The 23,357-nt window shown below is 67.0% G+C and carries 22 protein-coding genes; 12 read left to right on the forward strand and 10 right to left on the reverse strand.

The genetic code is table 11. The annotated features are described in order from the left end of the window. Positions 1-74: 74 nt before the first annotated feature. Genes GEV10_18725 through GEV10_18750 form a run of 6 tightly spaced genes read right to left on the reverse strand, consistent with a single transcriptional unit; the run spans position 75 to position 4,676 of the window. Positions 75-410, reverse strand: a complete 336-nt coding sequence (locus tag GEV10_18725; GenBank protein MQA80483.1) for an SDR family NAD(P)-dependent oxidoreductase — start codon at positions 408-410, stop codon at positions 75-77. Positions 411-413: 3 nt separating this feature from the next. Continuing rightward, on the reverse strand, positions 414-1,706 hold the full coding sequence (locus GEV10_18730) for a TRAP transporter large permease subunit (protein ID MQA80484.1): 1,293 nt from the start codon (positions 1,704-1,706) through the stop codon (positions 414-416). Then, positions 1,703-2,272 carry a TRAP transporter small permease subunit gene (locus GEV10_18735; GenBank protein MQA80485.1) on the reverse strand — a complete coding sequence of 190 codons (570 nt, stop codon included), beginning with the start codon at positions 2,270-2,272 and terminating at the stop codon, positions 1,703-1,705. The genes GEV10_18730 and GEV10_18735 overlap by 4 nt, the downstream gene beginning before the upstream one ends. Beyond that, a complete protein-coding gene (locus GEV10_18740; protein ID MQA80486.1) occupies positions 2,269-3,270 on the reverse strand; it encodes a hypothetical protein in 1,002 nt (333 codons plus the stop codon). The genes GEV10_18735 and GEV10_18740 overlap by 4 nt, the downstream gene beginning before the upstream one ends. After that, positions 3,267-4,115, reverse strand: coding sequence for an alpha/beta fold hydrolase (locus tag GEV10_18745; protein MQA80487.1), 849 nt, complete (start codon positions 4,113-4,115; stop codon positions 3,267-3,269). The genes GEV10_18740 and GEV10_18745 overlap by 4 nt, the downstream gene beginning before the upstream one ends. Before the next feature lie 15 nt (positions 4,116-4,130). After that, positions 4,131-4,676 carry a hypothetical protein gene (locus GEV10_18750; protein ID MQA80488.1) on the reverse strand — a complete coding sequence of 182 codons (546 nt, stop codon included), beginning with the start codon at positions 4,674-4,676 and terminating at the stop codon, positions 4,131-4,133. Between the two features lie 561 nt (positions 4,677-5,237). Between GEV10_18750 and GEV10_18755 the strand changes: the two genes are divergently transcribed. Continuing rightward, positions 5,238-6,374 carry a thiolase family protein gene (locus tag GEV10_18755; GenBank protein MQA80489.1) on the forward strand — a complete coding sequence of 379 codons (1,137 nt, stop codon included), beginning with the start codon at positions 5,238-5,240 and terminating at the stop codon, positions 6,372-6,374. Between the two features lie 5 nt (positions 6,375-6,379). Continuing rightward, positions 6,380-6,790: a hypothetical protein gene (locus GEV10_18760; protein MQA80490.1), complete on the forward strand. Its 411-nt coding sequence runs from the start codon at positions 6,380-6,382 to the stop codon at positions 6,788-6,790. On the opposite strand, the gene GEV10_18765 is transcribed toward GEV10_18760, so the two are convergent. Further along, on the reverse strand, positions 6,787-8,262 hold the full coding sequence (locus GEV10_18765) for a hypothetical protein (GenBank protein MQA80491.1): 1,476 nt from the start codon (positions 8,260-8,262) through the stop codon (positions 6,787-6,789). The genes GEV10_18760 and GEV10_18765 overlap by 4 nt on opposite strands. Then, positions 8,147-10,534 (reverse strand): hypothetical protein, encoded by a 2,388-nt coding sequence (locus tag GEV10_18770; protein ID MQA80492.1) that lies wholly within the window; start codon positions 10,532-10,534, stop codon positions 8,147-8,149. Before GEV10_18770 ends, GEV10_18765 begins: the two co-directional genes overlap by 116 nt. An 18-nt stretch (positions 10,535-10,552) precedes the next feature. Here GEV10_18770 and GEV10_18775 point away from each other — a divergent pair, with 18 nt between their 5' ends. From GEV10_18775 to GEV10_18815, 9 genes are all read left to right on the forward strand, one after another. After that, complete coding sequence (locus tag GEV10_18775; protein MQA80493.1) at positions 10,553-11,335, forward strand: hypothetical protein; 783 nt, start codon at positions 10,553-10,555, stop codon at positions 11,333-11,335. A 235-nt stretch (positions 11,336-11,570) separates the two neighbouring features. Continuing rightward, on the forward strand, positions 11,571-12,734 hold the full coding sequence (locus GEV10_18780) for a thiolase family protein (protein ID MQA80494.1): 1,164 nt from the start codon (positions 11,571-11,573) through the stop codon (positions 12,732-12,734). After that, positions 12,506-13,156, forward strand: a complete 651-nt coding sequence (locus GEV10_18785; protein MQA80495.1) for a hypothetical protein — start codon at positions 12,506-12,508, stop codon at positions 13,154-13,156. Before GEV10_18780 ends, GEV10_18785 begins: the two co-directional genes overlap by 229 nt. Continuing rightward, positions 13,153-14,001 (forward strand): hypothetical protein, encoded by an 849-nt coding sequence (locus GEV10_18790; protein ID MQA80496.1) that lies wholly within the window; start codon positions 13,153-13,155, stop codon positions 13,999-14,001. Before GEV10_18785 ends, GEV10_18790 begins: the two co-directional genes overlap by 4 nt. Before the next feature lie 108 nt (positions 14,002-14,109). Continuing rightward, the gene (locus tag GEV10_18795) at positions 14,110-15,243 is read left to right on the forward strand and encodes an ATP-binding cassette domain-containing protein (protein ID MQA80497.1); all 1,134 of its coding nucleotides are present in this window, start codon (positions 14,110-14,112) and stop codon (positions 15,241-15,243) included. After that, positions 15,240-16,154: an ABC transporter permease subunit gene (locus tag GEV10_18800; GenBank protein MQA80498.1), complete on the forward strand. Its 915-nt coding sequence runs from the start codon at positions 15,240-15,242 to the stop codon at positions 16,152-16,154. Before GEV10_18795 ends, GEV10_18800 begins: the two co-directional genes overlap by 4 nt. Beyond that, the gene (locus GEV10_18805; GenBank protein ID MQA80499.1) at positions 16,151-17,029 is read left to right on the forward strand and encodes an ABC transporter permease subunit; all 879 of its coding nucleotides are present in this window, start codon (positions 16,151-16,153) and stop codon (positions 17,027-17,029) included. The genes GEV10_18800 and GEV10_18805 overlap by 4 nt, the downstream gene beginning before the upstream one ends. 4 nt (positions 17,030-17,033) lie before the next feature. Further along, the gene (locus GEV10_18810) at positions 17,034-18,125 is read left to right on the forward strand and encodes an ATP-binding cassette domain-containing protein (protein MQA80500.1); all 1,092 of its coding nucleotides are present in this window, start codon (positions 17,034-17,036) and stop codon (positions 18,123-18,125) included. Then, a complete protein-coding gene (locus tag GEV10_18815; protein ID MQA80501.1) occupies positions 18,122-19,339 on the forward strand; it encodes an MFS transporter in 1,218 nt (405 codons plus the stop codon). The genes GEV10_18810 and GEV10_18815 overlap by 4 nt, the downstream gene beginning before the upstream one ends. Before the next feature lie 18 nt (positions 19,340-19,357). Here the strand turns inward: GEV10_18815 and GEV10_18820 are convergent, their stop codons facing one another. Then, the gene (locus GEV10_18820) at positions 19,358-20,791 is read right to left on the reverse strand and encodes a hypothetical protein (protein ID MQA80502.1); all 1,434 of its coding nucleotides are present in this window, start codon (positions 20,789-20,791) and stop codon (positions 19,358-19,360) included. Here GEV10_18820 and GEV10_18825 point away from each other — a divergent pair. Beyond that, entirely contained in the window at positions 20,739-21,815 is a 1,077-nt protein-coding gene (locus GEV10_18825; protein ID MQA80503.1) for an LLM class flavin-dependent oxidoreductase, read from the forward strand. The two genes, GEV10_18820 and GEV10_18825, sit on opposite strands and share 53 nt — an antisense overlap. 20 nt (positions 21,816-21,835) lie before the next feature. On the opposite strand, the gene GEV10_18830 is transcribed toward GEV10_18825, so the two are convergent. Continuing rightward, positions 21,836-23,314 (reverse strand): bifunctional 2-methylcitrate dehydratase/aconitate hydratase, encoded by a 1,479-nt coding sequence (locus tag GEV10_18830; GenBank protein MQA80504.1) that lies wholly within the window; start codon positions 23,312-23,314, stop codon positions 21,836-21,838. Between the last annotated feature and the right edge of the window lie 43 nt (positions 23,315-23,357).

Below are 23,357 nucleotides of genomic sequence, written 5' to 3' on the forward strand. Positions count from 1 at the left end.
GGACTACCTTGAGCATGGGCGTACCTTCCCGAACCAGCGCGCCAACGCTGGCACTGATCAGAACTACATGGGCTTCAGATCATCCTCCGGGAAGGTACGCCCCTCCCAAAGCACATCCACAGGTTCCGATCATTGCTCCTGGTCTCCTGTACACCGGCACAGATGACCAGGGCTGTGAGAGCTCCGAATTCTTTACACGCTTGCGACATCGTCGAGCGTACAGCGTCGATGTCGCGCACGTCACCGGTGAACGCGGCGGCGTGGGATCGATGCGCGGGCGCCAGGTCGATGGGCTGCTGGTCGAAGGCGGTCACCCTGTGTCCGTCGTCGATCATCGCCGCAACGATCGCCGACCCAAGTGTCCCCGCGGCGCCATTAACCATGACATGACTTCCGTGCGTGGTCGCCATGTCTCAGCGAACTCCCAGTATCGAGGGGACGACAGTGGAGATGAGAGGAAACGCGGCAAGCATGGCTAGTCCTACCAGCAGCACGGCCAAGAACGGTGCCAGCTCACGGGTCACCGCTGGTACGGGAGTCTGACCGATCTGCGAGGCGATCAACAATCCTAGGCCAGAGGGCGGAAGGAACAAGCCGATACCGATGGCAGTGACCACGACGATCTGAAAGTGGACCGGGTGTACGCCGAACTCGCTCGCCACGGGGAACAGCACAGGCACAAAGATCAACACTGCAGGCATGCCCTCCAGCACAGATCCCATGACGACGAACACGAGCGCAAAGATGAGCATGATGATCGTCGAGGACTCAGTGAGCCCTGCGGCGAGGGTAGCCACCTCTGCAGGTACTCCGAACCGTGCGAGAAGGAACGAGACGATCGTGGCGAACCCGAACAGAACCGCCAGCGCACCAGTCGCCACTCCGGTCTCGATCAGGCATCGACGAAGTGCCGCCAAGGAGAGTGAACGGTAGATCACGACCGCGACGAACAAGGAATACAGGTCGGCCACGGCTGCTATCTCTGTGGCCGTCGCGACACCCAAGACTACGCCGCCGAAGATGAGGACCGGTAGGCCAAGTGCCCAGCCACAGTCCGCAGCGGCGCGAGCGATCTGCCGCGCTGGGACCGCCTGTGTGACCGGAGCCGCGACTTCCTGTCGGCGAGTGCGCCAGACCACCATAGCCATCGTCATGACACCCAGCAGAAGCGCCGGAAGGAGCCCTGCGACGAACACCGCGAGTACCGAGGAATTGACCATCGCGGCCATGACGACCATGAGGATGCACGGAGGGATGAGGATTCCGAACGCACTGGACGCGGACACCACGGCGAGGGTGAAGGACCTGCGAAACCCGCGACGCTCCATCGGCTTGACCGTCATTGCGGAGACTGCGGAGATGTCCGCCACAGTGGAGCCAGAGATGCCAGAGAAGAACATCTCCGCAACGACGATGGAGTTCGGCAAGCCCGACTTGAACCGTCCCATCACGCCAGTGAGCAGAGTCATGAGCCGCGACGAGATGTCTCCCTTCTCCATGATTGCCGCAGCAAGAATGAACAGGGGTATCGCTACCAGGAGAAAATCGTCCATGCCGATGATGGTGCGATGGACGACGACATCGGGTGGATACCCGGCTGCTACCACCACGGCCGTGCCGGAGATCGCCATCGCGAATGCCACAGGTACTCCGAGAGCCAGGAGAATAAGGAACGCCGCCAGAAGCCCTATGCTGAGCATGGTCATCCCATCATGACTTCCTTGCTGGCCAACGACTCGTCGGCTGCCGGCCGAACTTCCGGAGCGTCGAGCGCGTTGGCGGCCGCGAAGACCGCTACCAGCACACCGAAAACGAGCGGTGCGACATGCGTGACGATCACCGGGATCCCGGTCAGCACGTACACCTGCGACCCGCCATGATCCACGTACATCAGACCGAGCACTGCGAAGGCGACACCGAAGGCAAACGTCACGGTCGGGACCGCGCGGCGCTTCCACCACTGAGGAAAACGCCGGGAGAAGATCTCTATCGAGCTGTAGGCGCTCTTTCGAACTGCCAAGGATGCTCCGAGGAACACGATCCAGATGAAGAGGATGCGGCTCACTTCGAGGTTCCAGGTGAGACTTCGATCAAGAACGAAGCGTGAGAATACTTCGGCGTTGACGACCACGACCAGCAGCGCAAGCGCCAGAACGACAAGCCACTCCGCGGCCCGCTCCACGATCAGTACGGCCTGCTTGGCCGCCTTGTTGATCTGGGCGATGTGACCGCTCGGCTCTGAGCTGGCACTTCGCGGCGCTCGCGTCGTCATGACAGTGATTCGATTCCGTCGAGGAGGCCACGCGGGATACGGTCCTTGTACTTCTCCCTTACCGTAAGACCCCGTTTCAACCACTGTGCCTCTTCACTGGCGTTGGGTTGGTAGATCTTGACGCCCTGGTCACTGACCTCCCGGCGTGCCTTCTGGTTGGCCTGAGTGTCCTGCTCGATGATCCACGCTTCGGTGTCCGAACCAGCGTCGCGGACCGCCCGTTGCTGGCCGTCGGTTAGGTCATCGAAACGGTTGCGATCCATCAAGAGCAGGTGCACGCCGATGACGGCGTTGACCTCCGTGACGTGTGAGACCGATTCGAAGTGCCCCGCAGTCTCACTCCAGTCGTACAGGCTGTGCACGCCATCGACCACGCCCTGAGACAGGGCGTTGTAGGTCTCGGCCCAAGCGATGGGAGTAGGACTTCCACCCCATGCCTTGATCAGGTCGACCTCGACGGGACTGTCGACCGTTCGATACCTGACGCCTCCCATGTCGCTTGGTGAGCGAACAAGCTTGTTCTGTCCCAGCCAGCGGAATCCACTGTTCTCAAGCAGCGCAACGACGACGAGACCAGTTTCCTCTTCCACCTGCTTGTGGACATCTTCGACAGCGTCGCTGTCCAGAATGAAGGACTTGAACGTGTCGCGGTCCTTGAAGACGTACGGCAGGTTCATGAAGAACATGCCATCGCCGAAGGCGCCATAGTTGCCGTCCGAAATGGTTGCGAGGTCCGCTTCGCTGTTCTGGACGGCATTGATCGCCGTTGCCTCGCTGAACAGGCTGCCGTCGAGATGAGTCTCGACTTCCAGACCTGCGCCGCTATCGTCGACCAGCTTGGCGAAGTGCTGCAGCGCACGACCCATGGTGATGTTCGTGTTAGCTGAGCTAGCCAGCACCAGTGTCTCACTCATGGAGCCTGCACCCCCGCAGCCGCTCGTGACGCTCAGTGCCGTCAGTAATGCGATGGCCGAGAGGAATCGGCGTGGCTTCCTCATGAGTTCCTCGCAGCGAGGGATCTCTGCCACTCGACGAAGGCGGCCGCGACCGTGGCAGGAGTGTCGATGTTGGGAGAGTGTCGGGAGTCCAGAACCACTGTCCGAACGTCGGAGGTCACGGCCTCGATGTGCGTCCACCACTCCGGTTCGTTGGTTGGATCGTTCTTACCCGCGATGAGAAGGATCGGCACGGTGCTCCCGGCCAGATCCTCGAGGAAGGAGTCGACGCGCGGCGGGCCCTCAGGAGCCCGGGGTGCGTTGGCGCGCGGCGCGACCAACGCCTGGTAGTGACCAGGCTGACGTGCCACCTCATTACGGCGGACCACATACTCGGGGTCGGGTGGTTCGACGGCTAGCACGTCCACTAAGGCGGCCATGGCAGCCTCGGAGCCGTCGTACTCCAGCAGGGGACGCATGCCCTCCGGGACTCGCCATGGCCCACCGGTCCCACCGATACTGGTCACGGTGTTCGCGTGGAGAGGATTACCGGCACACAGGTTACGGAGAGCGACTGTGCCGCCGAAGGAGTTTCCGACCACATGGGCTTGTTCCGCATCCAGTTGGGACACGAAATCGGAGAGCGTGCGTATCTGAACCGCAAACGGTGCCTCGTCAAGAAACACCGCCTTCTGGCTGCTGCCAAAGCCCACGAGATCGGGCGCTAGGACGCGATACCCCTGCTCCACCAGCAGCGGGATTAGCCCCCGAAAGGATGTATCGGCTGACCCACCGAATCCGCCGTCGTGGAGCAGCAGAACTACCTCGGAGCCACCATGGCCCTCCTCGAGGTAAGAGATCCGCAGGCCCGCGGATGTGAGTTCGTGACGTTCGACCGTTGACCGCACTGGTTCCCGCCTCTCTCAGAGCTTGTAGTCCGCCGGCGGCTCTCCAACTGGCACGATGTGAGCTCGGTCGCTCTCGGTAACGAGGAGGCTGAGAACGATCAATGTCTGGTCGGGATCGGGATTGCCGGCCCGATGCGGTAGGCCGATCGGCTCGGTGACGCACTCTCCGGCCCTGACGAGATCCCTGTACTCGTACACGGCGCGGGAATCCGGGCGCGGCGGTTCTTCTCCCAGCCGCTCGATGCCCATGGTTCCCTGCAACACCACGTGATAGGCGGGGCCGTTGTGAACGTGCCAGCCGCTCCAGGTCGAGGAGAGAACCTCGGAGATGTGGTACCTGACTCTGGCCAACGGCCCACGCGGCAACCGATCCTCGAGGATCTCCCATAAGTAATGGCGGTAGAACGGGACTTCTGCCGTAGCCCTTCCCGTCAACCTGATGAAATCGTTGAGATCGATCCGCTCGAGATCGTTCGACGTACGATTCTCGTCATGCGGAGCCGATGTGCCCACCAGGTCGACCGGACCACCAAATGTGACGCCTTCGTCACCAAACGACATGCGAATCGCCTCCGTTCGGTATGCGACAGTTGCCTGAGCCTGACACGGCAACGCCAGTCACACTAGGCAGAGATAACCAAGCGACTCATAGACAGCACCTATGGCGCACTGTGGGGAGACAGGGCCGTGCGAGGCTCGTCTGACTACGATCGGATATTGACGCCGACCCGGGCTGTGAGGCACTACCTCGGGAGATGAACAGTCGGTGTGTATGGAGGTAGGCGACGTGGCCAAGCCACACGAATGCGCCACAGACAGACCCCGCCTGACTCCTGACGGCTCTCGGTGCACATTGACGTCCGTACCGTCAGTTGCGCGAGTTGCGCCTAGAGCGGCTCCTCCGACGAGGGATGCACCGTTGGTTGAGTTTCGTCAGGACCGAGGGCTCGACGCGGCGCGGGCTGCCTGACGAAGATCAACAAGCACGTCGGGCAGTTGCTCGCTCGCTTGCCGTGGGGAAGCTCGATGTGGAGGTATCGCTCCATGCCGGCCTAGTCCTTGAGCACTCTCGCCTTGTGAGTCGCCGTTGCCTCGTGCGCGCCGGAGGGCTACGCTCATCGAGTGGCCGATGATAATATATTCGTACTTGGTGTCGGGAACACCGACTATCCCGCGGACGCGCGAGAGACCCGTCAGGGTGCCCGGCTCAACCCGTACGCACTGGCGGCGCGGGCGCTGAAGCGGGCACTTGCCGACGCGGCGATGGCCAAGGCGGAGATCGACGGCATCGTCGTTGGCGGCCAGCTGGTGTACGAGCGGTTCGCCGAGATCGTCGGGAACCTCACCCACTATGGGGGAGTCGGGGACTGCTCAACGGTCATCGAGCAGGCACAGATGGCCGTGCTGACCGGCAAGTGCAAGAACGTCGCCGTCGTCTTCGCGCTGTGTCCCCGCAGCTCGCGCATGCGGTTCGGCGGGAGATCCGCGGCGGGCGGCGACCGACAGCTCCCGTACACGTACCACAACCGGGTGGGGCTCACGTCCCAAGGCGCCCTCTACGCGATGGTCGCGCGCCGGCACATGGCGGTGTACGGCACGACCGAGGAGGACTGGGGAGTCTTCTCCTGCGGCGTGCATAACAATGCGACCCCGAACGTCCAGGCGCACGAACGGGATCCGCTCACGGTCGACGATTACATGGCACTGCGCTACATCGCCGAGCCGCTCCGCCGGCCCGACTACTGCCTGATGAACGACGGCGCGGTCTCCATGATCTTCTCCGGTATCCCGCGCGGACCCCATCCGGTGCGGCTCGGCTACGTTGGTCGGCAGGACGACCTGAAGGACGCGACCCAGCTCAGGTCGCGCATGGACTTCTACCACGAGAACCTGGCTGCGGTGGCCGAGAGTTTCCGCGAGGCCAACGGGTTCGGCGTCGGCGACGTGGACTTCCTCGAGGTCTACGACAGCTTCAGCGTCCACATCCCGCTGGCCTTGGAGGGACTGGGGATCGTGGGGTACGGCGAGGCCGCGAGCTACGTCCGCGACAAGGGGATTTCCGCGACGTCGGAGTTCCCCGTCAACCCCTCCGGTGGCCACCTCGCGGAGGCGTACATGCAGGGTTGGAACCACCAGGTCGACGCTGTACGCCAGGTGCGCGGCGATGCCACGGGCGCACAGGTGCCTGGGGCGCAGCGCGGTGTGTACCTGTCCTCGGCCGTGGGGCGCACGTCGCTGCACCTCTACGAGAGGGTGTGACCGCCATGGCCGAGAAAGCGACCGGGACGGTGTCGGCCTTCTGGTCGTTCGGCGTCGACGACGAGCCGCTGTGGGACGAGCTGGGCGAGGAACGCGTGGTCGTCCAGCGCTGCAAGGAGTGCGCGGCCTTCGTCCACCCACCCACCGTCGCGTGCGGAAACTGTCTGTCCACCGATCTCGCGCTGGCGCCGGTGACAGGTGCCGGCGAGGTGCTCGCCTGGACCCGCATGCACCTGGAGTACCTGGAGGAGTGGCCGCCGCCCTACGTCGTCGCCGCCGTGCGGCTGGACGAGGGACCGATCCTCATGTGCACCGTCACCGAAGGGGCGACCGAGGTGGGAGCGCGCGGACGCGTGGTCCCCCACGTCGCCGCGTCGTCCCTCGCGGTCTACCGCTTCGTCGACGCAGGACACTAGGCGAGCAGCGCCCCCAGCTGGCGCACGTTTGCGAGCGTCTCGAGCGAATCGACCGTCGCGATGATCGTCTCTGCGCGGTCGGCGCCGACAACGGGGCCGGTGAGTCGGCGGAACTTGTCGGTCACCTCCGCGTTCGAGACCAGGACGTCAGGCTCGCCGATGGGATGGCCCACCGGCAGCTCGCGCACGGTGCCGTCGCGGAACTCGATCCGCAGGTGCTTCATCGTGACGAATGGCATCTCCTCGCCGTCGACCAACTCCGTCGACACTCGGTTCGCAAGCTCGACGAGTGTGGGGTCGGCGAGGTCGACCTCGTTGTAGTCCCACCAGGAGTTCGGCCTGCCGTGGAGGTTCATCGCGACCGAGAAGGCGAGGCTGAACTGCGCGCCGAGCACGTCCGTCGGCGCCTTGATCGTGCCGACGTGTGAGACGGCGGCGGGATTGGTGCTGAAGACCCTGACGCACTCGACGTCCACCGGGTCGAACCGCTGCTCCTTCTGCAGGATCGCGATGCCTTCGAGCACGGGCTGTATGAGGTGGCAGCAGCTGAAGAGCTTGATCGCGGTCTGCTTGACGAGGTACTTCTCGCCAAGCTCCCTGCAGAGCCAGCTCACGTCATACTCGCCGGCGAACGCGGTGAGGAAGCCGCGCTTACCCTCGAGCATCGTCGGGGGACCGGTGACGCCGGCCTGCGCGAGCAAGGTCGCGCGGATGCCGGCGCTAGCGGGGATACCGCAGTGCAGGCGCTTCACCGACCCGCCGGTCTGCGTGTACTCCATCTGCCCGCCGGAGTAGCTGCCGGCGATGGAGATCGCGTTCAGCGTCTCGGCCGGGCTCAGCTCCATGATGCGCGCGGCCGCCGCGGCCGACGCGAACGGACCCACGGCGAGCGGCGGATGGTGGCCGCGTGCGAACATGAACGGCCGTACGGCGTACGCGATCCGCAGATGTGACTCGTACGCCGCGACGACGGCCTCGATCAGGGTCTGCCCGCTCGCACCGACGTGCTCGCCCATGGCGATTGCCGGCGGGATCGAGACGGCACCCGGATGACTCGGGCTCCAGAAATTCGAGTCGTCGGACTCGTTGCTGTGACTGAAGGTCCCGTTGAGGAACGCGGCGGTGTCGGGGGCCAGCCGGCCCGACCTGCCGACGACGGTGGAGTGGCCGGCCGCGCTGAGCGGTACGACGGCATCGAGGATCCTGTGGCTCCATGGCATCTCGACGCCGGCGATCTGGCACCCGAGGTTGTCGAGGATCAGCAGCTTCGTGAAGTCGACGACACTTCGCGGCAGGTCTTCGATCCTCACGTTCGATACGTACTCGGAAAGCGTGGCTGTCTCATTCACGTCGGCCTCACTCCTTGTTGTCCGGTCGGTGCGTGGGTGCCCCCTGGTCGCCGAGCGTGGTCGTCGCCGTCCGGAGCAGGTCGTCGTTGTCCCTTCCGAGTCGAGGTGCGGTCCGGCGCACACGCACGGGCGTCCGCGAGAACCTGAAGGGCGAGCCGATGAGCCGCATCGGACCGTGGTCGGGGACGTCGAGGGTGACGACCATCTCCCGCGCCGCGGTCTGCGCCCCCTCGATCACGTCGGGCAGGGAGGCCGGGACGCAGGCCGGCACGCCCGCGACCAGGCAGGCGGTGACGACGGCGTCAGCGTCCTGTGTCGACGTCCACGCGGACACCGCCTCCTCGATCCGGTCGCGCTGCCGCAGCCGTCCGTCGGCCGTCGTCAGCGCGAGGTCGGCCGCGAGGTCGGATCGCCCCATGGCTCCGGCAAGGGCGAGCCACTCGGCTTCGGTCTCGACGGAGAGCGCAACGGGTACGTCGCGAGTGGGGAAGCAGTCGTGCGGGCAGTGCTGCGCGTGGCGGTTGCCCATCCTGAGCACCGCAGTGCTCTCCGACCGCCACCAGTCCTCCTGGGTGGACCAGACCGAGGCGTCGTAGAGTGACGCCTCCACCGTCATTCCGCGACCCGTACGCTCCCGTGCCAGGAGCCCGACAAGGACGCCGAGAAGGCAGCTGCACGCGCCGAGCAGGTCGGCGATCGACACGGCGACCTTCAGCGGTTCGCGCTCGGGGAAGCCGGTCAGGTCCATGATCCCGGCGAGCGCCTGCACGACGGTGTCCAGCGCCTTCCGCCCGCCGTACGGCCCGTCGGAGCCGAACCCGGTCAGTGCGCCGTACACCAGACGGGGGCTTGTCGCGCACAGCTCCGCCGAGCCCAGGCCGTTACGCTCCAGCGTTGTCGGAAGGAGGTTGGAGAGGAAGACATCGGCGTCGGCGGTGAGCTCCCGCAGCTCCCGCTGGTCGCGGTCCTCGTTCATGTCGAGCGTGCAGGAGAGCTTGTCGGTGTTGTTGATGTGGTACAGGTAGGAGCCGCCAGGCATCCGCCATGGCATGTGCCGGGTAGCCTCGCCCGCGGGTGGCTCGACCTTGACCACCTCGGCTCCCATCATCCCCAGCAGCCGCCCGACCAGAGGCCCCGCGGTGAACGCACACACCTCGACGACGCGGATTCCGTGCAGTGGGCCGAGGTCGCCGCCGTGCACCGATGTTCGTGTGGCGGGGCCTGCGGTATCCGTCGTGCCCGGCGTCGGCGTGAACCGCAGGAACCGTCCGCTGACCGGTCCGTGCGGCGTCGGGACGACTGTCCCGCGATGCCGGGCATGCTCGTCAGACAGCACGTCGCGCAGCACCGGGATCGGGCCGCAGACCACGCCTCCGCGGGAAAGGATGGCCACGGCCTCGGCCGTCGTGCGGCTGCGGGTCCACTCCTCGACCACGGCGTCGAGTGACTCGACGTTCCGGGTGCGGGCAGTGGAGTCGAGGTAGCGATGGTCGTCGACGAGCTCGGGCATGTCGATAGCCCTGGCGAAGTCCTCGAACTGCGCCTGGTTGACGGTGCAGACGATCAACCAGCCGTCCCGTGACCGGTACGAGTTCCACGGGGCCGTGAGCGCGTGCCTGTTCCCGATGCGTGAGGGGTTCTCGCCGGTCATCTCGTACGCGGGGAGCCACGTGCCGAGGAAAGCGATAAGCGTGTCGTACTCGGCCTGGTCGAGGAACTGGCCCAGCCCGGACGCCTCCCGCTCGTGGAGGGCGGCGAGCGCACCGGCCACGCCGAGTAATGCACCGCCCATCGCGGCGACCGGGACTCCCGCCCGCACCGGCGGATCGTCGGTGTAGCCGTTGGTGGCCATGATCGCGGCCGCTGCCTGGACGGTGAGCTCGCTGCCTGGCCGTCCCTGCAGAGGGCCGGTGAGCCCGAACGGCGTGAGGCAAAGGAACACGGTGCGGGGTGCGAGCGCCACCAGCACATCGTCGTCGAGTCCCTCGCGGGCGAGGACCGCATAAGACTCACGGTCGAGCACGACGACGTCGGACGCCACCAGATGCCCGGTAAGAACGTCCCGTGCGTCGGGGCGGGTGAGGTCTGAGGCGTGCGGATGCTTCCCCGAGGACGCCAGCCATGCGGGGCTCCGTGCGGGAGCGGCGGCGGACGGGACGGCGGCGGCTCCGGCCGTGACGACGTTGGCCCCGAGGTCGGCCAGGACCCGGCCCGCGAGAGAGGCGGAGCACCAGCCGCGGGCCGTGAGCTCCAGGACCCGCAGTCCGGCAAGTGGTGACCCGGCCTGCATCGCGGTGTATCCTCTCTGATAATTCATCACGAGGATTGTGACACGGCTCGGGTCTCTTCGGGAGTGTGAGTTCACTCGCCCGGACGGAGTGGCGGCCGGGCGCATCGGCGGAAGGCGGCCCGCATGGCGTACGAGCTCCTCACGGTGGAGGTCGAGGGATCGGCAGGAGTCATCCGCCTCGACCGGCCGGAGAAGCACAACTCGTTCAGCTCGCAGCTGTTGCGCGAGTGCGAGGAGGCCGTCAAGGAGCTGGAGGTTCGTACCGGGGTCAGGGGCATCATCCTGACCGGCACGGACGTCGCGTTCTCGACGGGTGCGGACCTCAACGAGGCGCTCGCCATTGTCAACGGCACCGAGGCCGTCAGGTTCAACCGTGGCTTCCGCGACCTGTGCACCACCATGGAGCGCAGCGCGCAACCCGTCGTCGCCGCCATCGGCGGGCACTGCATCACGGGTGGACTCGAGGTCGCTCTGGCGGCCGACATTCGCATCGCCTCGGAGAACGCGCTGTTCTCGATCACGAGCGCGAAGATCGGGTCGGTCGCCGGGGCCGGCGGTACTCAGCGCTTGCCGCGTGTGGCAGGACGCTCCGACTCGATGGAGCTGCTCTTCACTGCACGCTTCGTCGACGCAGCCGAGGCGCAACGGCGCGGCATCGTGAGCAGGGTGGTTCCTCCGGGAGGCGCGCTTGACGCCGCCAGGGAGCTCGTCGAGGAGATCGCCACCCGCGGGCCACTCAGCGTGGCATGGATGAAGAAGGCCGTGCAGGCGGGCATGAACATGGACCTGGAGTCCGCGCTGGACTTCGAGGCGGTCCTCGCAGGGATCGCCTGCGCCACCGCGGACAAGCGCGAGGGCATGAGTGCGTTCCTGGAGAAGCGGACTCCTGTGTTCCAGGGCGCCTGAGGTGCCCGACTGGCAGGGGAAGGGGACCGATGTGGACCATTGACCATATTTCCACCGAGATGATACTTTATTGCCAGCGCACGAGCAGCAGGCGTGTGCCCCTGTGTGCCACATCCCGTCGTGGTTGGTCCGGGATGGAGACATCGGTCGAGAGGAGAGCGGACCGCCGCGGTCTGACGAAGGTCTGCCGGAAGGTGCCCTCTAGGGGTGACCGGCGAACGAGAGGACCTGTCGGATGACGACGAGTCTCTTGCGGGACCGGACCGCGATCGTGGGGATCGGTGAGACGGACTTCGGTGCGATGTACCGCACCAGGGACCCCGACCTGACTCCTTACGACCACGGTGGCGAGGCGTTCGCCCGCGCGCTGGAGGACAGCGGCCTGCGTGCCGATGAGATCGACGGCCTGATCTGCGCTCGGATTCCGTCCTATGCACGCATGGCCGACGTGCTCGGCCTGAAGCATCCCCGGGTCGTCAACGTCTTCGAGGGCACGGGCCGTATGTCGGGTCTCGCGCTCCAGACGGCCGTCATGGCCATCGCGACGGGACAGGCCGAGGTCGTCGCGTGCGTCTACGGTAACGACGGGCGGTCGGCCGGTGCGCGGTACGGCGGCAGCGTGGTCGACCTGACCGGGAGCATCAACACCGCCGTGTACGACTCGATGCACGGCATGACGTCACCCGGCGCCTACGTGGCGATGATGTACCGCAGGTACCAGTACCTGTACGGAGCGCCCGACGACGCGCTCGCGCCGCTGGCGATCAACAATCGCAGGAACGGCGCGCTCAATCCGAACGCCGTGATGCGCAAGGCGATCACCTACGACGAGTACCTGGCGGCGCGCTGGATCACCGAGCCGCTGCGACTGTTCGACTACTGCCTCATCAACGACGGTGGTGTCGCCCTGATCATCACGACGGCCGAGCGTGCCAGGGACCTGCGCAAGCCCCCGGTGTACGTGAGCGCGACCGCCACCGCCGGCGACCTCACGAACTTCTACACGAGCCAGGACTTCTTCTTCGACGCTGCGAGCGATGTAGCCACGCGTCTCTATCGGGCCGCGGGGATCGAGCGGGTGGATGTGGACGTGCTCCAGGTCTACGACAACTTCACACCGACGATCCTGTTCTCCCTGGAAGGCATGGGCTTCGCCGATCGCGGTGAGGCATGGCAGTACGTCCGCGACGGCCGCATCGAGCTGGGCGGTGCGCTGCCCGTCAACACCGGTGGTGGTCACACCGCCGAGAGCTACATGCAGGGCTGGGCGCTGCACGCGGAGGCGGTACGGCAGGTCCGCGGAGAGGCCGGAGCCCGTCAGGTCAAGGACTGCGAGGTCGCGCAGTACGTCTGCCTCTCGCCCATCGTGTCCAGCCACATCTTCCGGAGGGACAGGTGAGCGTGGTCGCACCCGTGGTTCCCGAGGTCACGGCGTCGAACCGGCCGTTCTTCGAGGGCGCGCGCGAAGGTGAGCTGCGCGTGCAACGGTGCTCCGCATGCGGACACCACCACTTCCCGCCCACCTCGCGTTGTGCGGCCTGCCTGTCCGTGAAGGTCGAGTGGACTGCAGTGTCGGGCCGTGGCTCCCTCTGGTCCTGGGTCGTCATGCATCGCGCCTACTTCACCGCTCTCAAGGGGAGCCTTCCCTACGAGGTCGGGTTCGTCAGGCTCGACGAGGGTCCGATGATGATGACGCGGCTGGTCGAGATCCGCGGCCGGGACCTTGCATGCGACATGCCGGTGGAGGTCGTGTTCGAACGGGTTACCGCGGATCTGACGCTGCCGATGTTCCGGCCGCTGACAATCGGTGATGCCCCGTGACCGGACGCGGCGACGGCGCCCACGGCGAGCTCGTCCTGCTCGAACGCTTCGACGGGTACGCGGTCGTCACGCTGAACCGGCCGGAGAAGGCCAACGCGATGAACGCGGCCGCTCAGACGGAGCTCGCGGCCGCGCTCGACGCTGTGCGGGAGGACTGTCGCGCCGTCGTGCTGACGGGCGCGGGCCACCGGTCGTTCTGTGCCGGCGTCGACCTGTCCGAACGCCGAGGGCTGTCGAAGAACCAGGTGCAGGAACGTCTCTTCTCCTGGGGCGCCGACCCGTGGTTCGAGATCCAGGAGCGCATCCTCCGGCACCCCGCGGTGTTCGTCGCCGCCGTGAACGGTGCCGCTCTCGGCGGCGGACTCACCCTGGTGAACAACTGCGAGATCGCCGTGGCGTCCGACGCCGCCGTGTTCGGCATGCCCGAGATCGGGCTGGGCACGTTCCCCGCCCTCTCCGGCGCGTCGACACTGCACCGCATCCTGCCCAAACATGCCGCATACCTCGTCCTCACGGCGGATCGTGTCGACGCGGAGAAGGCGTTGCGCTGGGGTCTGGTGACTGAGGTGGTACGGCCTGACGACGTGCTGTCTCGCGCCAAGGAGATCGCGGCGATCGTGGGAAAGCTCGACCCGGTCGTGGTCGACTTCAGCAAGAGGGCGGTGCGCGAGGTACCGACCATGGACTGGTCCAGGAGTATCGACTACGGCCTGCGCACCGGGATGGTGGTCCGCGCCAACTCGGATGCCGCCGTCGCCGGCGTCACGCGCTTCCTCGATCGCGCCGAGAGGGGAGGAGGTAACACATCGGCACCGAGCTCCACGACGGCGGAACCGCACACCTGAGCCCCTACCACCATCCCTCTTCCATGTGACGCGACGCATTCCCAGGTCGCCGCCCGAACCCATCGAACCATCCACAGAGACCTCTCTTCATAGGCGCGGAGAAACGTCATGGATCGCACTCCAGCCGAGCCGCTGCTCGAGGCGCGCAACCTCACCAAGTACTACCCATTGGCCCGGAAGGCGCCGTGGTCCAGGCGCACCGGCGTGGTGCGGGCCGTCGACGGGATCTCGTTCTCACTCGGGGAGCAGGAGACGATCAGCCTGGTCGGCGAGTCCGGCTGTGGCAAGACGACCACGGCGCGAATGATCCTCGATCTCGAGAGGCCCACGAAGGGCGAGATCGTCTACCGGAGCAGGGACCTGAGAACCCTGAGGGGCAGCAGCCGCCTCGAGTACCGCACGTCGGTCCAGGCCGTGTTCCAGGATCCGACGACCTCCCTCGATCCGCGGCGGCGCGTGCGCGCGATCGTGGGAGAGCCGCTGGCGGTGAACCGCAAGCTGAGCCATGGGGAGCTGAACAGGCACGTCGACGAGCTGCTCACTGCCGTGGGGCTCGACCTGTCCCAGGCGAGGAGCTTCCCGCACGAGCTCAGCGGAGGCATGCGCCAGCGCGTGGCCGTGGCGCAGTCGCTGGCACTGCGGCCGTCGCTGATCGTGCTCGACGAGCCGGTCTCGGCGCTCGACGTCTCCATCCGTGCGCAGATCATGAACCTGTTGAAGGACCTGCAGACCGAGTTCGGCCTCTCGTACCTGCTCATCGCGCACGACCTGGCGACGGTCCGCTACCTGAGTGACCAGGTGGCGGCGCTCTACCTCGGGCAGATCGTCGAGATCGGCGACTCCGAGATCATGTTCACCCGCAGCCTGCACCCGTACACCCTGGCGCTGATCTCCGCGGCCGACAGCTCGGAGGACCGTGACGGTCGGCCACGCATCGTGCTGCAGGGCGACGTGGCGTCGCCGGCCGACCCGCCGTCGGGTTGCCGGTTCCACCCACGCTGCTGGCTGCGGACCCAGCTCTCCGACACCGAGCGCTGTACGACCGAGGCTCCGGCGCTGCGTCCCCTCGGGGAGAACCACAGGGTGGCCTGTCACTTCGCCGAGACGCTGACCGAGCCCGAGCAGCGTAAGCGACTGCTCGATGTCGCCCGCGAGGCGAGCCGCGACCCGGCCGATACCACGCCGGCCACACCGACAGGTGTCGGTGCCGCACCCGGGCGGGGAGAGGAGGACTGGTCGTGACCAACTACATCCTCAGGCGACTCTGGCAGGGCGTGATCTCGATCATGCTGCTGCTGACCCTGGTCTTCTTCTTGAGCCGGACGACGGGTAACCCGCTGGACCTGCTGGTCCCCATCGACGCCACGCCGGAGACGATCGCCAACATCTCCCGGCAGAACGGTCTCGACAAGCCGTTGATCGTGCAGTACCTGTACTACATCGGCAACCTGTTCACCGGCGACATGGGCACGTCGATCCGCTACCGACAACCGGTGTGGGATCTCTTCAAGGACGCGTTCCCCAACAGCCTGCGGCTGGTGATTCCGTCCTTCATCTCGGCGATCGTCATCGGCATCCCGCTCGGCGTGCTCGCGGCCACCTCGCGGCTGCGGATCGCCCGTCGCCTGTTGGCGGCCGTCGGTGTCGTCGGTATGGCCACGCCGCTGTTCTGGCTGGCGATCCTGTTGATCTTCCTCTTCTCCGTCAAGCTCGGCGTGCTGCCGTCGTCACAGATGGGAGGTATCGACCACTACGTCATGCCGGTCGCCGCGATGACGATGTTCATCATGGCGGGCCTGCTCCGGCTGACTCGGTCGAGCATCCTCGATGCGATGGACAGCGAGTACGTCAAGCTGGCGCGGCTCAAGGGCCTGTCCGAGAACCGGGTCATCTGGAAGCACGCGCTGCGCAACTCGCTGACCGCGGCCGTGGCGTTCCTCGGCGTCCTGCTCTCGTTACTGCTGACCGGGAGCACGGTGATCGAGACGGTCTTCGCGTGGCCGGGCACGGGACGGCTCACCTACGACGCACTGGTGTCCCGCGACTATCCCCTCGTCCAGGGCATCGTGCTCATCACGGCGATCTTCATCATCTTGGTGAATCTCGTGGTCGACATCCTGCACGCCTATCTCGAACCGAGGATCCGGCTATGAGCGCTCTGGACCTGGGCCCGCGCGACGTGCAGGTACCGCTCGAGGACCTGACGTTCAAGGTGAAGCGGCGCTCGCTTCCCTGGGTGACGCTGTTGATCGTGGGGTTCTTCATCTTCGTGGGACTCTTCGCGCCGCTGCTGACCTCCTACAGCCCGACGGCGCCCGATCTCATCAACCGCCTGCAGCCACCGAGCGCGGAGCACTGGCTCGGCACCGACAGCCTCGGGCGCGACATGGTGACGCGCCTGTTCCACGGGGCCAGGATCACGCTGACCGTGGTGACGTTCGCACTCCTCATGGGGTCGGGCGTCGGGCTGGTGCTCGGCATGGTGGCGGGCTACTTCGGCGGCGCGGTCGACGCGGTCATCTCGCGCATCGTCGACGCGGTCCTCTCGATCCCCGGCCTCTTCTTCGGCCTGCTGTTCGCGGCGACACTGGGCACCGGCATCAAGTCGGTCGTCTTCGCCATCTCGCTCATCCTGTGGTCGAGGTTCGCACGGGTGATCAGGAGCGAGGTGAGGTCGATCAGGGAACGGGACTTCGTATCGCAGTCCCGTGTGATCGGATGCTCCCGACTCCGCACGATCGTCGTGCACGTGTTCCCGAACGTGCTGAGCACGATCATGGTGCTCGTCTCCATCAACCTCGGTGAGGTCATCCTCCTCGAGGCCGCGCTGAGCTTCCTCGGGGCGGGCATCCCGCCGCCCAACCCCTCGTGGGGAGCGATGATCGCCGAGGGTCAGCGCTACCTGACGACGGCATGGTGGATGGCACTGACCCCGGGGGTGGCCATCCTGCTCGCGGTGCTGTCGGTGAACCTGCTGGGTGACTGGGTCCGTGAACGTCTCGACCCGCGGCTGCGCGACAAGGTGTGACCCGATGACCGAAAAGAACGGCAGCACACCGACCGATGCGCCGGGCTCCCTGGTGCTCTCGGTGGAGGACCTGCAGATCTACTTCTACAGCCGACGCGGTGTCGGCAAGGCCGTCGACGGCGTCAGCCTCGACCTCTACCGAGGACAGACCCTCGGCGTCGTCGGCGAGTCGGGAAGCGGCAAGAGCGTGACGGCGGCCGCGCTGGTGGGGCTGCTGCCCAAGCCGGCGGCACGCATCCTCGGCGGCCGGATCCTCTTCAACGGCGAGGACCTGACCGACAAGTCCAACGACCAGTGGCGTGCGTACCGGGGCAAACACATCGCGATGATCCTGCAGGACCCGCTGAGTGCACTCAACCCGGTCTTCACGATCGGCAATCAGGTGTACGAGCCGCTGAAGCTGCACAAGCGGCTCTCGGGTACACCGTTGAAGCAGCGGGCGATCGAGCTGCTGAGGCTGATGCGGATTCCCGCCGCCGCGGACCGGCTCAACAGCTACCCGCACCAGTTCAGCGGTGGCATGCGCCAGCGGGTCGTCGGCGCCATCGGGCTGGCCGGCGAGCCCGAGGTGCTCATCGCGGACGAGCCGACGACCGCGCTCGACGTTACCGCGCAGGCCGCATACATCCGGCTGCTCAAGGACGTGCAGAGGCGGACCAACCTGGCGATGCTGTTCATCACCCACGACTTCGGCATCGTCGGCGACGTCTGCGACAGGGTCGCGGTCATGTACGCGGGGCGTGTGGTGGAGACCGCGAGCACGCGATCGATCTTCCACGCGCCGTCGCATCCGTACACCAAGGCGCTACTGCGCTCCGTCCCGGACCTGAAGAAGGGCGCGGACCGCCTGGTCTCGATCCCGGGCGCGCCGCCGTCGATCTACGGCCAGCCCGCGGGCTGTCGCTTCCATCCGCGCTGCTGGCTCTACGACCAGCTGGGTCAGCCGGAGCGCTGCCGGACGGACGTGCCGGCGCTGTCGAGCGTCGCCGAGAGCCACACGGCGGCGTGCCACTTCACGGACGAGGCCATGCGGCGCGAGATCCAGGTCGAGGATCGGGCCCGTCCGGTCGTGTCACCCGCCACGGACGACGCGTGACGGCAAACGAGGCGGCGGAGGAAGGAGAGACGGCGTCCCCGCGACCGAGTGGTCTGCCGCTTGCGGCCGCACTCGCGGCCACGCTGCTCGGCATGATGCCAGCGTTCCTCATCGGTGGCCTCGCCATCTTCATCCGCCACGATTTCGGCGTGAACGAGGCCGAGTTCGGACTCTCGATCAGCATGTTCTTCCTCGTGTCCGCGGGTCTGTCGATCCCCGGCGGGATGGTTGCACAACGGCTGACGGCCCGCGGCGGGCTCGCCCTGTGCGGCGTCCTGACCGGGATCGCGCTGCTGGGGGTTGCGCTGGTCGCCGACCGCTGGTGGACCTTCATCGGGTTTCTCGCGATCGGGGGTCTCGGCAACGCGCTCGGCCAGCCCGTCTCGAACCGCATCCTCGTCGCGCTCGTCCCGTTGAATCGGCGCGGCGTCGCGTTCGGCATCAAGCAGTCGGCGGTCCCGCTGAGCGGCCTGCTCGCCGGTCTCGTCGTGCCGCTGGTCGCCTATGTCGGCGAGTGGCGATGGGTCGTCGGAAGCCTCGCGGCGGCCGGACTGGTCGTCGTGTTCGTGGGTGTCGCCCGGCTCGCGCTAGCCTCTCCCGAGGCCGCGCCGGCAGGGCTGCCGAGGCTGAGCGACCCCGTCCCGCTCTTCCTCATCGCACTCGCCGGGCTCCTCGGCTCCATCGGGGTCACGGCGACCGGATCTTTCCTGATCCTCTCCCTCGTCGACCGGGGCACGAGCGTCGGACTGGGTGGCGGCCTGCTCGCCGCAGGGAGCCTCACCGCGATCGCGGCGCGCGTGGTGCTCGGCTGGCTCGTCGACCGCCTCGGGCTCTCCAGGCACACGCTGCGGTTGATGGCACTCGTCCTGTGTGCCGGCGCTCTGGGATACGTGATCCTGTCGTTCGCGACGGCACAGGTCACACTCGTCGTCGGCGCGATGCTCGCGCTCGTCGGTTCGTCCGGCTGGCAGGGCATGTACCACTTCTCGGTCGTGTCCCGCTACGCCGCGGTGCCCGCCACCGCGACAGGGATCGCGCAGAGCGGGATGTACGCCGGCGGGATCGTCGGGCCCCTCGTATTCGGACTGGTCGTCGTCCACGTCGGTTACGGCGCGGCCTGGTTGGTGACCACGGCGACATCGCTCACCGCGATCGTGTTCGTCGCCGTGGTCGAGCTGCGGGCGCGAGCGCGCACGGCCACGAGCGTGACCTGACCGTAGGGATCGGTGCCGTCAGCCGAGAGGGAGGGTGGCGACGGGAGCGCCGGCTCGCTGCCCGCGGGTGAACGCGGTTCCAAACGGCTTGGAGAGCTCGTCCAGCGTGTCGAGGATCGCCTCGCCCTCCGCGCCGGTCGCGAGCGCCGGCTCGCCGCGCCGGTAGACGAGCTCGCCACTGCTGAGCACGAGCGGACGGATCTCCAGGGACGCGGAACCGCCACCGACGTCGAGGCTCACCATGATCGCCTCCCAGAACCGGCGGTGCGCGGAGAATCCCACCTCCACGGCGTCGAAGTAGTCGCGTGGCGTCGACGTGGCCGCGTCGACGCCCTGGAGCAGGTAGGCCGCCTCGGGGAGATATGGCACGGTCTCGGGCGTGAAGAAGAAGTTCCCTGTCGAGTAGAGGATCGGCTTGCCCTGGTAGACCTCCACGCCACGGATGCAGTGCGGGCCGTGGCCGATGACGACGTCGGCTCCGGCGTCGATCCACCGGTGGGACGCCTCGACGAGGAAGTCCGGGAGGTCGTACGAGTTCCAGCCGTCTGCGGCTCCCTCGTGGCAGTGCACGCTGACGGCGACGACATCGGCGGACCTGCGTGCGAAGTCGACGGACCGGTCGATGTCGTCGAGGTCGTGCGGGTGCGCTCTCGTGTTGACCCTCGTCTCGTCACCCACCGTGAAGACGGTGCCCGCGAACGGCACGGTGGAGCCGGCGCGAACGTTTGGGCCGCCGGTCATGAAGATCCGCGACTTGCTTGCCGCCACCCGGTCCACCCTGGCGGCCGCCGTGCCGAGGCGCTCGTCGAGATCGGCCAGGTAGCGGATGTCGTCCTCCGTGACGGAGTAGGTCGTGGACCAACGCAGCGGGTTGACACCGGAACGGCCCGTCGTACGGAGGTTCGGGTCCGTGGCGAGGCTGACGTCGGCGGTGCTAGCACACACACCCACGAGGGCAAACCGTCCCGCCGGACTGTCGACGAACACCGGTTCCCGTGCCTCACCGAGCGTACGACCGGCACCGGCGAACGGCAGCCTCGCCGCGGACAGCCTGGCGATCAGGTCGTCGAGTCCGCGGGTGGAGTAATCGAGCGCGTGGTTGTTGCCGATGTTCACGACGTCGATGCCGAGCCAGCGGAGGTCTTCGATCGTGTCGGGGTGGCCCATGAGGTGCATCCCGTGCCGGACCGGACCGGGCGTGGCTGGCAGGTCCGGCAATGCCGCCTCAAAGTTCGTGAACGCGATGTCGGCGCCGCGGAGCGCGTCCCGGATGGGTTCGAAGGGCGAGTCGTCACCACGGTGGGCGAGGCGCCTGGTCAGGATGGCGTCTCCGGTCGCGAGGAGCCTCATCGCAGCAACCCCTTCCGTAGGAGGATCTGATACAAGATAATCCATACCCATGAGCACCGTCGAGCAGTCGTCCGCCGCAGGCATTCGCCTCGGCCTCCTCATCAGCCGGGACGAGCCGGGCACCAGCGATCCGGTGGTGACCCTGGCGCAGAGCGTCGAGCGCGCCACGCGGGCACGGGACGCCGGATTCGAGATGATCAGCGTCGCGCACCGGTACTCGTTCGGTCCGTCCGCCGACGCCGACGAGGCCTCGCTGTTCACCTGGCGCTTCCAGCCCTTCCTGATGCTGGCGTACCTCGCCGCCCGGCTGGGGGACACGGTCGACTATGCGACCAGTGTGCTCGTCTCTCCCGGACTGCATCCGGTGCAGCTGGCCGAGGACGTCGCCACGCTGGACGCGATGTGCCACGGGCGCCTCAAGGTCGGCATCGGGTTGGGCTGGATGCCCTATGAGTTCGAGGCGTTCGGCGTCACCAGCACCGGTCGGGCCAGGCGGTTCGACGAGCTGCTCGAGACCTATCGGGCGTTGACGACGCAGGACTCGGTCACCAGCGCCGGCCCGCACTTCCCGGTCGCGGGCAGGTCGCTGGTGGCGCATGGCATCCAGCGCCCGGTGCCGCTGTGGATCGGGGCGTCGGCCGACGCGGCGGTTCGTCGTGCCGCACGTTACGGCGACGCATGGGTGATGACCGCTCACATGGACGTCGCTACGCTGGTGGAGCAGCAGCGGCTATACCATGCCGAGCTCGCCCGCTGGGATCGCCCCCGTCCTGCCCGCGTTCCCGTCAACCGCATGCTGGCCATCGCCGAGGACAGGGACACCGCGCTACGGGAGATCCGCCCGATGATCGAGGACTGGTACCGCAAGCGCGGTACCTGGGGATGGTTCCTCACCGAGGACACCGCGTCCGACATCACGGCGATCGGCGACAGGTGGATCGTCGGCGATCCCGACGACTGCGTCGAGCAGATCCTGGCGCTGCGCAGGGAGCTGGGCGCGACCGACGTCATCCTGGCGACACCGTTCCCCGGAGCGGACCAGGTCACGCGCCTGCGCATGATTGATCTGGTGGGGGAGCACGTGATCCCGCGCCTCGCTGCGGCGGCGGCGGAATCGGTGGCCTGAACTGGTTCCTGCTGCCGCGGCTACTCGCAGAGCAGGTCGACGAAGGCGTCGACCGGCAGGTCGAGTGGCGCAGGACCGTCCGCGAAGGTCCGCAGGATCTCCCGCGTCCTGGCGACGGAGAGGCGCGCGGCGAGGTTGTCCTCGAGTTTCTCCCTGAGCTGCACCCTGCCGGCGTCGCGGCGGCTCGGGTGCCCGACGGGGAAGCGGATCTCGACGCGGTCCGTCGACGTCCCGTCGGTGAAGGTCACCTGGATCGCGGTGGCGATCGCCATGACCTCCGGGTCGACATAGTCCTCGGTGTAGCGGGGATCCTCCTCGACGTGCATCCGCTCGCGCAGGGCGTCGATCCGCGGATCCGTGGCGAACTCGTCGGAGTACATATCGGCGTCTAGCCGACCCTGCATCAGCGCAACGGCGACGATGTACTGCAGGCAGTGATCCCGGTCCGCGTAGTTGTGCAGGGGACCCGTCTTGCTGATGATCTGGATCGTCGGCCGCTGCGTAGTGATCACGATCGTTGCGATGTCGTCCAGACGGTCCCGTACCGCCGGGTGCAGCACCTGGCAGCACTCGAGCGCAGTGGCTCCGTGGAACTCGACCGGAGCGGTCTTGAACAAGACCCGTTCCATGACGTAGTTGCCGAGCGGTTGCGCCAGCGTGAGACGGTGCCCGCGGAAGAGCGCGTCATTGAACCCCCAGCGCGGGACGCTCAGCACGGACGGCGCCGCAGGCTCGCCCCGCAACGCCAGGAGGGCGAGCTCCAGGCCACGGCTCCCCGCGTGTCCGGCGGCCCACGACTTCCGGGGACCGGTCAGCGGTGCGTGCCGGTACGCGCGCAGGTTGCCGCCGTCCATCCAGGCGTGGGACACGGCCGAGACCACGGCATCGACGTCTCCATCCAGCATGGCCGTCGTCACTGCAGCGGACGCGACGCGGACCAGGACCGTGTGGTCGATCGCCGCCCACTCGCGGAAGCCGTTGTTGACGCTGAGGATTCCCTGGATCTCATGGGCCTTGATCATGGCGGTGAGCACATCGCCGACGGACGGCCGCGCTGCCGCACCGAAGGCACCACGGGCCAGGGCATCGGCCGCCGCGAGGATCGGTCCCAGGTTGTCCGACGGATGGCTCCCCTCCAGCGACAGCCATGCGTCGTTGGCGTCGATCCATCGGACGAGCAGGCCGGTGTCGTGCGCTGCCCGCACGGGGTCGAGGACGTCGCCGGTGAACGGCACCCGCGCACCGCCGGGGACCGGTACGACGGTGCCGGGGACGACGGGTCCGAGGTGGGCGAGACAGTCGGGCCTGGTGGCACCTCGGGCCGCGCACCCCACGGCGTCGAGGAACGACAGGAGCGCGGTGTCGACGGCGCGGTCGGAGAACGCGCGGTCGGCGACCGCGTACTCGGCGATCTGGGTGAGCAGAAGGTCGGGTTCGGGGAGCTCGTTGGGGTCTGCCGCCGCACTGCCCATGCCGCCGCCCACTCTCATGTCCACCATGCGATCAGGTCGTCCTGAAGTCTGGCGGAGCCAGGTGGAACGA

This window comes from Streptosporangiales bacterium, assembly GCA_009379955.1.
GTDB lineage: Bacteria > Actinomycetota > Actinomycetes > Streptosporangiales > WHST01 > WHST01.